The sequence below is a fragment of the Nostoc sp. PA-18-2419 genome (genome assembly GCF_005869855.1).
GTDB lineage: Bacteria > Cyanobacteriota > Cyanobacteriia > Cyanobacteriales > Nostocaceae > Nostoc.
Window position 1 is genome coordinate 1 of the sequence record NZ_SZNH01000046.1, and the last position, 14,912, is coordinate 14,912.

Genomic DNA, 14,912 nt, shown 5'->3' on the forward strand with positions numbered 1-14,912 from the left:
CGTTCGACTTGCATGTGTTAAGCATACCGCCAGCGTTCATCCTGAGCCAGGATCAAACTCTCCGTTTTGAATCGTTTGCTTTTAGCTCTTTTAGCTGCGCTTTTTTAACCTCAGCTTGGTTATCTTATTTTCTTGACGCTGACCACTTGTTGTATAATGGCTTTCAAACTATAATATTTTCATGGTTCGGTGTCCCTTGGGCGTCGCTCTTTCGCTTCGCTCTCAGGCACTTATTCAATATAACTAACCTCTCTAAAAGTGTCAACCACTTTGACAAACTTTTTTTGACCTTTTTTTCTGGGGCTGTAAGCCTTACATAGCAAGTGTTTTAAGTTATAGTATTCCTGGAAGCCTCTAAGCAAGGAATAAAGTTGTGAGGAATCTTGGTGTTTTACCGCCCTGGATAGTTTTAGATCCGCTGTTGCGTGGTTGGTTATTGGAGGATATTGGGCGGGGCGATCGCACCACAAACACGCTTCTTATAGAAAATGCCAAAGCAGGAACAGCGAAGTGGATAGCTAAGGCTCCAGGAATAATTGCTGGCTTACCAGTTGCCGCTAGGGTATTTGAGATTCTAAATGAAAATGTGAGTTTTATAGCTGTAACGCCTGAAGGTGCAAGATGTGAGCCGGGACAGGTAGTAGCTGAAATTGATGGTTCGTTGGATGCATTGCTGATGGGGGAACGGGTAGCACTGAATTTGGCTATGCGGTTGAGTGGTATTGCTACGCTGACTAATATATATGTACACAAAATTGTTGATTTACCTGTTCGGCTGGTGGATACGCGTAAAACTACACCAGGACTGAGACTTTTGGAAAAGTATGCGACTGCTGTAGGTGGGGCGATTAATCATCGCATGGGATTGGATGATGCGGTGATGATTAAGGATAATCACATTGCTGCGGCTGGGGGAATTAAGGAAGCTATTAGACGTATTCGTTTTCAAATTCCATATCCTTTGACAATAGAAGTAGAAACAGAAAGTTTAGAACAGGTGAAAGAAGCTTTGGAGCATCAAGCCGACATTATTATGTTGGACAATATGCCTTTGGATATGATGCATAAGGCGGTGGAATTAATTCGTCAGCAGGATAGCCGGGTAAAAATTGAGGCTTCGGGAAATGTGACTTTGGAGACGATTCGAGGTATTGCAGAGACGGGTGTGGATTATATTTCTAGCAGTTCGCCGATTACTCAGTCAAAGTGGTTAGATTTGAGTATGAGGATTGTCTAGTCATCATTCGTTGAGCTTATTTGCTCTCAGCAAGGAGTAGGGAATCATCTTTTTGGAGATGTACAGAGTTTTTTCAAAAATCAAAACAGATATAGCCAGATTACAGTGACCAAATAGTGGATTTAATTAGACTACGATGTGAAATAAGAACAGTAGGGAAAAGCGATCACTCATTCATCCTCTAACAATCATTTGAGAATTATCGCAATGGTTACACAACTACCATCTTCCACCCCAAAAAGCATTATCTACCGTGACAGCGACGGATAGTCAATGGCTGACAATACTAAGCAGTTTGAATTAATTGTCTAGATTAAAAATAAAGAGTGGGGAATTAATCCAGAGCAATTGTGAGGAATTTAGTTTGAAGTCGAAAAAATGGCAAAGTTTAGTAACTGGTAAAGTTACAAATTTATCACATATTCTTTATCCTCAACTTAAGTAAGTGGTTTTTTGGAATCAAAGTAGGAGATAATTTTCCCAAAACACAGGGTGAACTCCATTGGTTCAGCAACCAGAAATCCAGGAAACTTCGTCAATGCAATCAATCCAGCGCGTACTGGGTAGTTTGAGTACTTACCGATGGACTTCGCTGGGAGCTTTGGTAAGCTTATTGCTGTTGACGATCGCAAACGCTGTTACCCCGCAACTATTTCGATGGGGAATCGATCAAGGGATTAGCAAAAAAAACTTAGAAATTGTCTTAATTAGCGCCGGCTGGATGGTCGTTACGGCTATCGCTCGTGGTTTATTCAATTTTGGACAAAGCTATTTAGCAGAAGCGGCGTCTCAAGGTGTGGCTTACGATCTACGAAACAAAATTTTTAGTAAAATTCAAAATCTCAGTTTCAGCTATCACGACCAAGCACAGACTTCTCAACTGTTAACCCGCGTCACTAGTGACATTGAGCAAATCCGTACATTTGTTAGTACTAGCCTGATTCAGGTCATTGGTGGAGTTGTGACATTGGTGAGTATTGCAGTGATTTTGCTAGCTATGAGCTGGAAATTGGCACTGATTACTCTGACAGTAGTACCCATAACCGGATGGTTGATGGCGCGATTTGTGACTCGAAATAACAAACTTTTTCGACAAGTACAAGAGCAACTAAGCGACCTGAATGCGGTATTACAAGAAAACTTAATCGGAATACGGGTGGTGAAAGCGTTTGTGCGGGAGTCTACCGAAAGGTCGCGTTACACAACTCTCAATGATGCCCTAATCAAGGCAAATATGAAGACCATTAGCGGTATTCGTGATACATTCCCGTTTATCTTTTTATTAAGTAATTTAGTAACATTGGCAGTTTTCGGATATGGGGGAGTAGAGGTGGTTGGAGGTAGATTCTCCATTGGTGAACTGGTAGCGTTTAACTCCTACCTAGCGTTGATTCTCCAACCAATTGTATTAATTGGATTTGCTGCACCTGCGATCGCTCAATCAGCTGCTTCAGCAGAACGGGTTTATGAAGTTGTGGATGCAGAGATAGAAATTCGCGATCGCCCTAATGCCATCCCTTTTCACACCTGCGGTGGTAGAATCACCTTTGAAAATGTTTCCTTTCGCTATCCGGGAGCGGCTACTGAAGCTCTTAAAGAAGTTTCCTTTGAAACCAAGCCCAATGAACTAATCGCTGTTCTAGGCATGACTGGTTCCGGAAAAAGCACAATTATGAACTTGATTGCCCGCTTTTATGATGTTACACGGGGAGCAATTCGCATTGACGGGCGGGATGTACGAGATTTTAGCCTCAAAAGCCTTCGATCTCGGATCGGTATTGTGTTTCAGGAAACTACACTTTTCTCTGGGACAATTCGCGAAAATATTGCCTATGCGAAACCTAATGCAAGCTTAGAAGAAGTAATTCGGGTGGCAAAAACCGCACAAATACACGATTTCATCATCAGTCTACCCAATGGCTACGAGACGATTGTTGGTGAACGTGGTGTGGGCTTGTCTGGGGGACAAAAACAACGAATTGCGATCGCCCGTACCTTACTCACTGATTACAGCATTTTGATTTTGGATGATAGTACCTCTGCTGTGGATGCCAAAACTGCTGCCCAAATTCAAGCCGAGTTAGATGGTTTGATGCGCCAAAAAGCATGTACAACGTTTGTGGTGGCTCAACGTATTAGCACCATCAAAAATGCTGATCGCATTTTTCTGATTGACAAAGGACGATTGGTAGCACAAGGTACTCACGAAGAATTGATGCAAACCAGCCCGCTTTACGGCGTAATTTTGGAATCTCAGGTAAAGCAAAAGGAGAACAAATGAGAACCACAGCTGCGGTTGCTGTATCCCAAGAACAAACTACTCGGCAAGTCTCGACCTTAGGGCGCTTTTTGCAATATCTAAAACCTTATCGCAAAGAAATTCCCATTGCCATCACACTGGTATTGATTGGTGCCATTACCCAGGCAGTTGGGCCATTCTTTATCGGCTGGTCAATTGATAACCTAATTGCTAAAGGAAATTTGCAAGAACTACTGTTGTTATTAGGGCTACTAGCACTGAATTACGGAGTTAGTACCTTGGCAATCCGGGGTCAAATTATCCGAGTCGGTTGGATTATGCAGCGATTGCTGGCTCAACTAAGGCAAGATATTTTTATTAAAATCCAAAGTTTACCCTTGAGCTTTTTTGACCGCAGCGAAGCAGGCGATTTAATGAGCCGCTTGTTAAATGATGTCAACACTGTGAATCAGGCATTTGGATTGACGATCGCTCAAATGCTGGGTAACACTTTCAGTTTAGTTGGGATTGTGATTGCCATGCTCTCAATTAATCTGCAACTCGGCTTATTGAGTAACTTGGTTGTGCCAGTGATGATTTTTACCACAGGCTTATTTGCACGCTGGGCAAGAAGCAGATTTCGTGTTACACGACAAACTATTGGCGAACTTTCCGCCAAGTTGGAAGAAGATATTGGCAGTGTGCGCGAAGCACAGGCATTTAATCGCGTACACCTGAACATTTCAGAATTCGAGATTCTCAACGCCGCTAATCGCAACGCTAATGTCCAAGCTGTAGCTATTACTTCAGCCTTTTTGCCGTCCATCGATTTTCTCAATACTTTAGCAACCGCAGGTGTATTGGCTTATGGTGGTTATCTGGCAGTGACAGGAAGCGCAACGGTGGGTGTGATAACATCCTTTTTACTTTATGTACAGCAGTTCTTTCGCCCTATCCAAATTCTCAGCCAGTTTTATACCCAAGCTCAATCTGCATTTGCTGGATTAGAGCGAATCTTTCTGCTGCTCGATGAACCGTCACAACTCAATGATGCGCCTGATGCTACCGAAATGCCACCGATTCAAGGTGAAGTAAGATTTGAGAATGTCAAGTTTGGCTATAATCCAGACCAACTGGTTCTCAAAGGGATAAATTTGCATAGCCAACCAGGGCAGATGGTTGCGTTAGTAGGGTCAACTGGTTCGGGAAAAAGTACAATTATTAATTTGATTTTGCGCTTTTACGATGTATCGAGTGGTGCAGTGAAAATTGATGACATTGATGTGCGTAGTGTTACTCAAGCAAGTTTACGGCGTCAGATTGGCATCGTGCTGCAAGACAATATTCTGTTCAGCGGCACCGTTGCGGAAAACATTGCCTTTGGCTCTCCCTATGCTAGCCAAGCTGATATCGAAGCAGCTGCACAGATGGCGAATGTCCATGAATTTATCACCTCATTACCACAGGGCTATACAACTCGATTGGGTGAAAAAGGCGCTCCTTTGAGTCAGGGACAGCGACAGCTAATCAGCATTGCCCGTGCGGTATTAATTAATCCCCGAATTCTCATACTTGATGAAGCAACCAGCAGCATTGATACCCGCACAGAAGCTCTAGTACAAACTGCGATCGCCCGCTTACTCGAAGATCGTACTAGTTTCGTGATTGCCCACCGCCTCAGTACAGTTACCCAAGCAGACTGCGTGTTAGTAATGCAACAGGGACAAATTGTAGAGCAGGGTACTCACGCAGAACTCATCCGTCAGCAGGGTGTCTATGCAAATCTTTACGCCCTCCAACTGGGGGCAGCAGACATGGTAAAAGGAACTGGGTGATCAGAGTCAGGGTGAGGGTACAGGAGAATAATCAATAACAAATGATTGTCTTGACTAGAAGTTCTCTACCCACGGACGTAGTTCCACTTCCCATGTCCAAGCACTGCGGGGTTGGCGGAGAATATTAAGATAAGTTTGGGCGATCGCATCTGGGTCAAGAGTGCTATCTGGTTTATCTGCTGGATCTTGGTAAGCTGCTGAACGGATTCCCCCATCAATTATGAAATGCGCCACATGGATATTTTTTGGTGCTAGTTCCCTAGCGATACTCTGAGCTAAACCGCGCAGTGCAAATTTACCCATTGCAAAGGGAGCAGAGTGAGGAAAACCCTTAATACTCGCTGAGGCTCCAGTAAAAAAGATTGCACCACTCCCCTGCTGCAACATCCGTTTGGCAGCAGCTTGGGCAACCAGAAAGCCACCGTAGGCAGTCACTTCTAGAGTTTTTGCCACTCCATTTGGATCTAGCTCAACTAAAGGGCCGCGCACGCGGAAACTAGGGTTATAAATCACGATATTTGGAGAACCTAGCTGATTTTCAACATCAATAAATAATTGTTCCACCTCATCTGGCTTGGAGGCATCAGCAGCGAAACTAACTGCCCCAATTTCACCACTCAGCTGAGTGAGTTTCTCAATTTGGCGAGCAGCTAAAGCGACACTTATTCCCTCTTTGGCAAATAAGCGGGCTAAAGAAGCACTTAGTCCACTGCCGGCTCCCACTATCAATGCTGTTGTTACCATAATTTCAATTTTCCTATTGAGTATGACTTACTTCCTTGAGTCCAGTTACAACCAAGTCAAGGGTGGCGTGATTACAATTATTGGGATTTAGATGTAGATAAACAACTAAAACATTCATAGGATTAAATATTAAGAATTGATTCTAGCTGAAGATACCTCTAAATTGCCCCTAGTTGGACTTTCACCAATCCGCAGTACACAAACTGCGGCAATCAGGCATAAAACCCCTGATAAAATGAACGCTTGCAAATAACTACCCGTCCAAGTTCTTAACACCCCAGCTCCTAATGCTGCTGTGGCTGCACCGATTTGATGTCCTGCTACAATCCAGCCGAACATCACGCCGACATTTTCTTTACCAAAGACATTGGCAACAAGACGGACTGTAGGCGGTACAGTGGCAATCCAATCAAGTCCATAAAAGACGGCGAAAATAGAAAGTCCATAGAAGGAAAAGTTGAAACTGAAGGGCAAGAAAATCAAAGACAAACCCCGCAATCCGTAGTACCAAAACAATAAGTAGCGATTGTTCCAGCGATCAGATAGCCAACCGGACATAGTAGTTCCAAAAAAATCGAACAGTCCCATGATTGCCAAAAGACCAGCAGCCTTGACTTCAGGGATACCGTGGTCAATACAAGCAGGAATCAGATGAGTCCCAATTAACCCATTTGTGCTAGCACCACAGATAAAAAAGCTACCAAATAATAGCCAGAAATCTCGATTACGTATTCCCAGCCAGAGAGCATTAAGGGTGGAAGCGATGGAATTTGCTCTAGGTTGTAACACTTCCACAGTTTCGCTGTTGTCGCCAAAGGCTCGCAAACCGATATCCCCCGGACGATCGCGCATAAAGGCTGCGATCGCTGGAATAATTAAAAGTGCTGCACCAGTCAGAGCCAGAGCCGCAGTTCGCCATCCAAAGCGATCAGCTATTGAAGCCAGCATCGGCAGAAACACTAATTGCCCCGTGGCTGTACTAGCTGTCAGGATACCGAGAACTAAACCCCGCTTTGACAAAAACCAACGATTGACGACAATAGCACCTAAAACTAGGGCAATAACCCCGCTACCACTACCGACAACTACACCCCACAGCAAGACTAGCTGCCAAGACGCTGACATCAAAGTAGTTAAACCGACACCAAGCGCAATGATAGCAAGTGAGAATACCATCATCCGGCGAATGCCGATCCGCTCCATAAGTGTGGCAGCAAAAGGGCCAATTAATCCGTAGAGTATTAAGTTAATGGAGATTGCCAAAGATATAGTCGCTCTACTCCAGCCAAACTCGTGTTCGAGAGGCACTATAAAAACTCCCGGAGCAGAGCGAATTCCAGCCGCCACCAGCAAGGCTAGGAATGTTAAACCCGCGACGAGCCAGCCATAGTGAAGCGAACGACGTGCTAGGAAGGATGGTAAGGACATGGTTTGGAGGGGAGAGTGGGGAAGCAGGGGGGCAGGGGGCAGGGGGCAGGGGCAGACGAGTGGAGATTAAAGACTCATTCACGAGTATCGAAGACTCGTTGGCGAGTATTAAAGACTCATTAAAGGAGTTCAAATACTCATTTGCGAGTATTAAAGACTCATTAAAGGAGTTCAAATACTCATTCACGAATATTAAATACTCATTAATGGAGTTCAGATACTCATTCCCTATTCCCAATGCCCAATACCCCATTCCTAATTTAGAAAGAACTACCCTGCATAAGGATTACCGATTCTGTCTACAGAGACATTGGAGGAGAATGGCAAACGACCTGGATTTAAGCGTGGTTCTGCTGCATAGCCAACAGGAACTAAAACAGCGATCGCTAAATCTGGATTATCCCCAGCACCAATGACTTGTTTTACCTGATCTTCAGTCCAACCGTTCATAAAACAAGTGGATAATCCTAGACTTTCTGCCGCTAACACCAAATGGGTAGCGGCAATGATGGCATCTTTAATCGCATATTCGCGTCGCTTGTCGCCCAGGGTTGATTGAAATTGGGGGATGGCGGTTTTAAAGTAGTTTATTGTACCTTCATTCCATGCTCCAGTTTCCAGTCCCTGCTCTAGAATTGAGGCCAAGTTTTGTTCGCCTGCGTTAGGATCGGCGGCAAAGACAAAGGTTACAGGTGCTTGGACAATTTGCTGTTGATTAAAAGACGCTGCTGAGAGTGCTGCCTTTTGCGCTTCATCTTGGACAAGAATAATTTGCCAGTCCTGGAGATTATAGCTGCTAGGTGCAGCCACGGTTAACTCTACTAGTTGCTTGAGCAGTTCTGGGGTGATGGGGTCTGTTTTAAAAGTTTTGATGGCACGACGTTGAGCGATCGCACTGGGTACATCTAAAGGTTGGGTTTGAGTGATGGAACTCATGAGATTCTCCTGATAATTGAGTATGACAGGGTTTTGGATTTTATAGCCGTAGTCACACAGGTTAGGACATAAGGATGGGGTGAAACAAGATAGTTAGCAATAGTTTTACCTCCTGCCTCCTGCCTCCTGCTATATATCTAAAGTGATTGAAAACGTTAAACAGCAGGGCAATGTAATTATGTTCCTCTCTAATTGGCAGTCTTAACCGGGTTAGAGATATGCTCGTGGATAATCCGCCATTGTCCCTCTCGCTTTTGCCATACAAGCGTCGCATGAGCCGTAATTTTAACCGCTTCATTCGCTATAGTGGCTGCTGTACTCTCAAAAATCAGAGCAGAGACGGTAATATTATCACCTGTAAATATCTGAATATCTCCAACTGATTTAACTTGCCACTGTGCTATTGCTGTCATGAACGGCTTCCATATCTCCTCATAAGATTGCCATCCTTGAATTTGAGTGGTCTGCGGTGAGAGGGTATCGAAGGCGAGGAATTGTTGATCTTGCCAATAAAGATTATCTAGAACAGAAAAATCAAAGGGTTTGTCACCTGCACTAAACGCAGCTAGCCAATCATTAACCCGTTGTTTGATTTCCGTTTCTTCTAAAGTATCTGTCATAGTTCACAACCAATTTACACAACCATTTTGTTGTATCTGGGAAAAATCTCAAACTTTTTAGTTGAATTTGATACTTTCGAGTGCGGGAAGTGGATTTTAATTATTCACAGGAGAAGAATTACGCCTTAGCTACCGGCTCATTAGCAGCTGACCAAAATGGATAGTCTGTATATCCCTTTTCATCGCCACCATAAAAGCTTGCTTGATTTGCTTGATTTAGTGGTGCATTCAAAGCGAAGCGTCGCKGTAAATCGGGGTTGGATATAAATAACGTGCCAAAGGCAACCAAATCTGCTGCTTTGTTTGCCAGTACAGCATCGCCTTTTTCACGAGTATAACCACCATTGACAATCAGTGTACCTGTAAAGCGATCGCGTATATGACTAGTGGGTACTATTATTCCGCCATGTCTAATGTCTGCCTCTATTGCCTCAAAAATATGCAGATATGCCAAATTAAACTGGTTCAACGCTTGAGCCGCATAACCGAATGTCTCCAAGGGATTGGAGTCATGCATATCGTTAAAAGTCCCACTCGGAGAAAAACGTACCCCTACTCGGTTAGAATCCCACACACTAGTTACCGCCTCTGTCACTTCCAACAGGAATCGGGCACGATTTTCAATGTCACCTCCATATTTATCTGTGCGTTGATTCGCCCCATCCCGGAGAAACTGATCTATTAAATAACCATTAGCTGCGTGAATTTCCACCCCATCAAACCCAGCCGCTAGGGCATTTGCTGCTCCCTGACGGTACTGTTCGACTATTTGTGGTATTTCCGAAGTTTCTAAAGCACGGGGAGTAACAAAGGGTTTTGGCCCCTGATAAGTTGAAGCCTCACCTTTAGGAGCAATAGCAGAAGGTGCCACAGGTAAAGCTTTATTCGGTTGTAAATCAGGGTGAGAAATCCTGCCTACGTGCCATAGTTGCAGAAAAATTCTCCCTCCCTGCTGATGTACGGCATCGGTTACTAACTTCCATCCTTCCACCTGTTCTGGTGAATGAATTCCTGGTGTAGCAGGATAGCCCTGTCCTTCAGGAGTTACCTGTGTTGCTTCAGCAATAATCAGTCCGGCAGAAGCACGTTGGACGTAGTAGGTAGCATTTAGTTGGTGTGGCACGTTTCCCTCACCTGCCCTGTTTCGAGTTAAAGGTGCCATTACTATCCGGTTCGGTAGTTCCAGATTCCCTAATTGATAAGGAGAGAATAAGTTGATATCAGTACTCATTGGTTGTGTCTCCAAATTATTTTTGTCATTAGTCATTACGCATTGGGCATTGAGAATAAGGTGTTGGATAAGCTAAACCACATCTAGTTTGCATGTTTAAATTTATATAATTTTTGTGGAGTGGGCATCTTGCCCGCTCAAATGATGCAAGTTAAATGTGGAACAGCTTACTAATAAGAAAAATTCATTCCCTAATTCCCAGTCCCTAATCCCACACACTAAACAATCGACCGAATAACGCCACCATCTACCCGCAAAGCCGCACCATTAGTTGCTGATGCTACGGGACTAGAAAGATACACTACGATCGCTGCTACTTCTTCATTAGTTGCAAAGCGTTTGATTAAGGAACTTGGACGCACATTTTGAAAAAATTCCGCCTCAACGTCAGCGCGAGTAATACCGCGTTCCTGCGCCAGGTTGTTGATAAAATCTTCAACTCCTTCTGAACGAGTTGGCCCTGGTAGGACTGAGTTTACTGTGACTCCACTACCAACAGTCATTTCTGCTAGACCCCGGGCAATAGCAAGTTGTGCCGTCTTAGTTGTGCCGTAATGAATCATTTCCACTGGAATCTGAATAGCAGATTCACTGGAGATAAAAATTATCCGTCCCCAGTTTTGCTCTAGCTGCTTTTGCAGATATTGCCGACTCAAACGGACTCCGCTGAGTACGTTAACTTCAAGTATTTTTAACCAGTCTTCATCAGTAATCTCAAAGAAGCTTTTTGGCTCATAAATACCCAGATTGTTAATTAGGATATCAACGTCAGGAACTTCTTGAAAAAGTTGTTCTACTCCTGCTTTTGTACCTGCGTCAGCAACAACACCAGAAACTTTTGCTTCGGGTATACTTTGCTGAATTTTGGCGATCGCCTGTGCTACTCTTTCTTCAGATCGACCGTTGACAATCACTGATGCACCCTCTTGAGCTAACCCAACAGCTATGGCAAAACCAATGCCTGCCGTTGAGCCAGTTACCAGTGCGGATTTACCATGCAATTTTAAGTCCATTTCTTTCTTTCCCCGTTAATTTGCTCTGGGACTGGGTATTGGGGAAGGTAGACCCCCTGAAGGGGTAATGGGTACTGGGTACTAGTCATTCTCCCCATCTTCTCATCTCCCCACACTCCCCACACTCCCCCATCTCCCTAGTCCCTAGTCCCCAATCCCAGATTACAGATGCTGTGCTAAGGTCTTATTTAATGTGGTCTTTGGGACTGCCCCCACGACAGTATCTACTTGCCGACCTTGTTTAAAAACCATTAACGTTGGAATACTGCGAATTCCGTAATGACTGGCGACAGTAGGATTTTGATCTGTGTTCAGCTTCACTACTTTTACCTGTCCTTCATATTCAGCAGCAACTTCGTCTACAACCGGAGCTACCATCCGACAAGGGCCGCACCACGGTGCCCAAAAGTCCACTAAGACTGGAATTCCACTTTCTAAGACTTCTTGTTTGAATGTGGCTTCTGTGACATTTGTAATGGATGACATAAATTGCCCTCCTGATTTAATTCTATTATTCGATAATATCGAACAATAAAAATATATGCCACTTGATGAGATAATGCAAGTATGAGATTCCTTTATCATCCAGATAGAAAAAATATTTCTTTACCGGCAGTATTGTATGCATTGGGTGACCCAGTGCGGTTAGAGATTGTGCGGCTGTTGGCTAGTGAGGGAGAACAATGCTGTGCCAAATTTGATTTTGCGATCGCTAAGTCTACTATGTCTAATCATTTTAAAATTTTACGTGAATCGGGGATAGTATTTACACGTAAAGAAGGAACACAGCACATTAATATACTGCGGCGTGAAGATTTAGAGATGCTGTTTCCAGGTTTACTAGATGCGGTATTGAAAGCAGCTCAACCATTGTCTGTCGATTCCACTGGTAGTAAACAAACAGCCTCAACCAGAGGTAGGGCACAAGGTTGGTGATGGTAAGAGGTCAAGATCAATTGCTATTGGTCAGTTATATTACGTCCAACTTGAATTTTACTTAAATCACGAAATAATGCTTCATGCCCACCCTCAAATACCACTGTGCGTAAGTATTTATAGCCTTGTGTACCAACAGAAGCAATAAAATTAACGTCCTTACTTCAGCGATATTCTTCAAAATCATTGCTAGAAGGGTTCCATCACCGAAGTAAGCAGAACCCTTCGTAAGGATGTCACAATCTAAACATTTAAGAACTGTGAGAATTTTGCTGTGGTGTTCTAACCTCAAGGTCATACACAAACTTGCAACCAGGATTTATACTGTCTGGGGAGTTCGGTGAAAAAATTCAGTTCCTCACCCTCAAGATTATTGAATAGGTTACGGTATTGCCAACCACGCTCGTAGCGGCGTAATCCTAACCAAATTGTTAAGGATAAAAGTATCAATCCTAATACAATTACACCCATGACCTATTGCAAATTCTCAGTATTTCAGACACAATACTATGTCTATTGATAGACGACAAAATTTTTTTTGCTGTGGCGCCGTGTTAATAACTAGTGTTGAGTGTTGAGGTTGAACGGTTTTTAATGCAAACACAAGACAGAGTAAAAGTCAAGCAAGTCGCACAAGCGATCGCAGCCAGCCAAGAATATCTACTTTCAATTCAAAATCCAGCAGGTTACTGGTGGGCAGAGTTGGAATCGAATGTCAGCATCACTGCTGAAGTTGTGCTTTTGCATAAGATTTGGTCAACAGATCAAAAAAGACCTTTGCACAAAGTAGTAGCTTACCTGCGTCAAGAGCAACGGGAGCATGGCGGCTGGGAGCTTTTCTACGGTGATGGGGGAGAACTTAGCACTTCAGTTGAAGCTTACATGGCGCTGAGACTGCTGGGTGTACCAACAACCGATCTGGCAATGATTCGGGCGCGAAAATTTATTCTCCAACGAGGTGGTATCAGCAAAACTCGGATTTTTACTAAGTTACACTTAGCCTTGATTGGCTGTTACAACTGGCGCGGTATTCCCTCGTTACCACCTTGGATAATGCTGTTGCCCAAAGCTTTCCCGGTGAATATTTACGAGATGTCTAGTTGGGCGCGTTCCAGTACTGTACCGTTATTGATTGTATGCGATCGCAAACCAATTTTTCTCACTAACCCAATTATCAACCTAGATGAACTATATGTTCAAGGTGTGGAGCAAGTCCAATGGGAATTAGCCAAAAATAACGATTGGACAGATTTATTCCTCACCCTTGATGATGGTTTCAAGTTGGCAGAACGCTTGAATTTAGTTCCCTTCCGCCAAGAAGGCATCAAAGCTGCTGAAAAGTGGATTGTAGAACGGCAAGAAGCTACAGGTGACTGGGGCGGTATTATTCCAGCAATGCTGAATTCTATGCTGGCTTTGCGAAGTCTGGATTATGAGCAAAGCGACCCGGTTGTAGAACGAGGGTTGCAAGCAATTGATAACTTTGCGATTGAAACTGAGGACTGCTACCGAATACAGCCTTGTATTTCACCCATCTGGGATACAGCTTGGGTGATGCGTGCCTTAATAGATTCTGGTTTTCCACCAGATCATCCGGCTATAGTTCGAGCTGGCGAATGGTTGCTGCAAAAGCAAATTTTGGACTACGGAGATTGGGCTGTCAAAAATCGCCAAGGAAAACCAGGGGCTTGGGCGTTTGAGTTTGAAAATCGCTTTTATCCCGATGTTGATGACTCGGCTGTGGTGGTGATGGCACTGCATGTAGCGAAACTCCCTAATGAAAAAAACAAGCAGGCTGCGATCGCCCGTGCCTTAAAATGGATTGCATCTATGCAATGTAAACCAGGCGGCTGGGCTGCTTTTGATTTGGACAATGACCAAGATTGGCTTAACTCCATTCCCTATGGAGATTTAAAAGCAATGATTGACCCTAACACCGCAGATGTTACCGCCAGGGTAATAGAAATGCTAGGCTCTTGTAATTTGTCAATTAATACCCACAATTTAGAGCGGGCGTTTAGTTATCTTCTGAGCGAACAAGAAACTGAAGGCTGTTGGTTTGGTCGTTGGGGTGTAAATTATATTTATGGTACTAGTGGCGTTTTGTCAGCTTTAGCGTTGATTGAACCCCAAAAGCATAAATTTAGTATAGAACGGGGAGCAGCTTGGTTATTGGGATGTCAAAATCCAGATGGTGGTTGGGGCGAAACTTGTCGCAGCTACAACGATCCCAGCCTTAAAGGAAAAGGAAATAGTACTGCATCTCAAACTGCTTGGGCTTTAATTGGTTTGTTGGCAGCAGGTGAAGCAACTGGTAAATTAGCGTTTGAGGCTATTGAACGGGGGATTGGCTACCTTGTGGCAACTCAACAGCCAGATGGTACTTGGTTTGAAGCAGACTTTACAGGTACTGGTTTCCCTTGCCATTTTTATCTCAAATATCACATGTATCAACAATATTTTCCTTTAATTGCGCTAGGTCGTTATCAAGCAGTAATTGGAAAAGATTAATTGTTGACTGATGACTGTTAACAGTCATCAGTCAACAACCTATTAATTATTGAGTATTTGGTACTAAAAAATACTTCTATTGTCAATTCCTAATCTTTAATTTTTAGGTTTGTCATTTCTCCTTCTCTGACCTCCAGTAGTAATCACTTATGATTAAAATCTCTGTGCGTAATCAGGTCAGC

Annotated in this window: 13 protein-coding genes and 1 rRNA gene; 5 read left to right on the forward strand and 9 right to left on the reverse strand. The window is 43.7% G+C overall.

Going from position 1 to position 14,912, the window contains the following annotated elements; genetic code table 11:
* Positions 1 to 68, reverse strand: a 16S ribosomal RNA gene (locus FCR06_RS28390); the annotation flags it as partial.
* Between the two features lie 305 nt (positions 69 to 373).
* Here FCR06_RS28390 and nadC point away from each other — a divergent pair.
* The 3 genes from nadC (at position 374) to FCR06_RS28405 (ending at position 5,311) form a co-directional block, all read left to right on the forward strand.
* Positions 374 to 1,237 carry a carboxylating nicotinate-nucleotide diphosphorylase gene (gene nadC, locus FCR06_RS28395; protein WP_138505760.1) on the forward strand — a complete coding sequence of 288 codons (864 nt, stop codon included), beginning with the start codon at positions 374 to 376 and terminating at the stop codon, positions 1,235 to 1,237.
* 538 nt (positions 1,238 to 1,775) lie between these two features.
* Complete coding sequence (locus tag FCR06_RS28400) at positions 1,776 to 3,518, forward strand: ABC transporter ATP-binding protein (RefSeq protein ID WP_189523615.1); 1,743 nt, start codon at positions 1,776 to 1,778, stop codon at positions 3,516 to 3,518.
* Positions 3,515 to 5,311: an ABC transporter ATP-binding protein gene (locus FCR06_RS28405; protein WP_138505764.1), complete on the forward strand. Its 1,797-nt coding sequence runs from the start codon at positions 3,515 to 3,517 to the stop codon at positions 5,309 to 5,311. Before FCR06_RS28400 ends, FCR06_RS28405 begins: the two co-directional genes overlap by 4 nt.
* Before the next feature lie 54 nt (positions 5,312 to 5,365).
* Here FCR06_RS28405 and FCR06_RS28410 read toward each other — a convergent pair whose 3' ends face one another.
* The 7 genes from FCR06_RS28410 to trxA form a co-directional block, all read right to left on the reverse strand.
* Complete coding sequence (locus FCR06_RS28410) at positions 5,366 to 6,055, reverse strand: SDR family NAD(P)-dependent oxidoreductase (protein WP_138505766.1); 690 nt, start codon at positions 6,053 to 6,055, stop codon at positions 5,366 to 5,368.
* A gap of 129 nt (positions 6,056 to 6,184) precedes the next feature.
* Complete coding sequence (locus FCR06_RS28415) at positions 6,185 to 7,483, reverse strand: MFS transporter (RefSeq protein WP_138505768.1); 1,299 nt, start codon at positions 7,481 to 7,483, stop codon at positions 6,185 to 6,187.
* A 270-nt stretch (positions 7,484 to 7,753) separates the two neighbouring features.
* A complete protein-coding gene (locus FCR06_RS28420) occupies positions 7,754 to 8,419 on the reverse strand; it encodes a nitroreductase family protein (RefSeq protein WP_138505770.1) in 666 nt (221 codons plus the stop codon).
* A gap of 188 nt (positions 8,420 to 8,607) precedes the next feature.
* Complete coding sequence (locus FCR06_RS28425; protein ID WP_138505772.1) at positions 8,608 to 9,039, reverse strand: YybH family protein; 432 nt, start codon at positions 9,037 to 9,039, stop codon at positions 8,608 to 8,610.
* Positions 9,040 to 9,157: 118 nt separating this feature from the next.
* Positions 9,158 to 10,270, reverse strand: a complete 1,113-nt coding sequence (locus FCR06_RS28430; RefSeq protein ID WP_138505823.1) for an alkene reductase — start codon at positions 10,268 to 10,270, stop codon at positions 9,158 to 9,160.
* Positions 10,271 to 10,488: 218 nt separating this feature from the next.
* Positions 10,489 to 11,283 carry an SDR family NAD(P)-dependent oxidoreductase gene (locus tag FCR06_RS28435; protein ID WP_138505774.1) on the reverse strand — a complete coding sequence of 265 codons (795 nt, stop codon included), beginning with the start codon at positions 11,281 to 11,283 and terminating at the stop codon, positions 10,489 to 10,491.
* Positions 11,284 to 11,445: 162 nt separating this feature from the next.
* A complete protein-coding gene (gene trxA, locus FCR06_RS28440; protein WP_138505776.1) occupies positions 11,446 to 11,769 on the reverse strand; it encodes a thioredoxin in 324 nt (107 codons plus the stop codon).
* An 81-nt stretch (positions 11,770 to 11,850) separates the two neighbouring features.
* Here trxA and FCR06_RS28445 point away from each other — a divergent pair, with 81 nt between their 5' ends.
* On the forward strand, positions 11,851 to 12,219 hold the full coding sequence (locus tag FCR06_RS28445; RefSeq protein WP_138505778.1) for an ArsR/SmtB family transcription factor: 369 nt from the start codon (positions 11,851 to 11,853) through the stop codon (positions 12,217 to 12,219).
* Positions 12,220 to 12,513: 294 nt separating this feature from the next.
* On the opposite strand, the gene FCR06_RS33130 is transcribed toward FCR06_RS28445, so the two are convergent.
* Positions 12,514 to 12,690: a hypothetical protein gene (locus FCR06_RS33130; RefSeq protein WP_189523616.1), complete on the reverse strand. Its 177-nt coding sequence runs from the start codon at positions 12,688 to 12,690 to the stop codon at positions 12,514 to 12,516.
* Positions 12,691 to 12,813: 123 nt separating this feature from the next.
* Between FCR06_RS33130 and shc the strand changes: the two genes are divergently transcribed.
* Positions 12,814 to 14,730: a squalene--hopene cyclase gene (gene shc / locus FCR06_RS28455; protein ID WP_138505780.1), complete on the forward strand. Its 1,917-nt coding sequence runs from the start codon at positions 12,814 to 12,816 to the stop codon at positions 14,728 to 14,730.
* Positions 14,731 to 14,912: the final 182 nt, after the last annotated feature.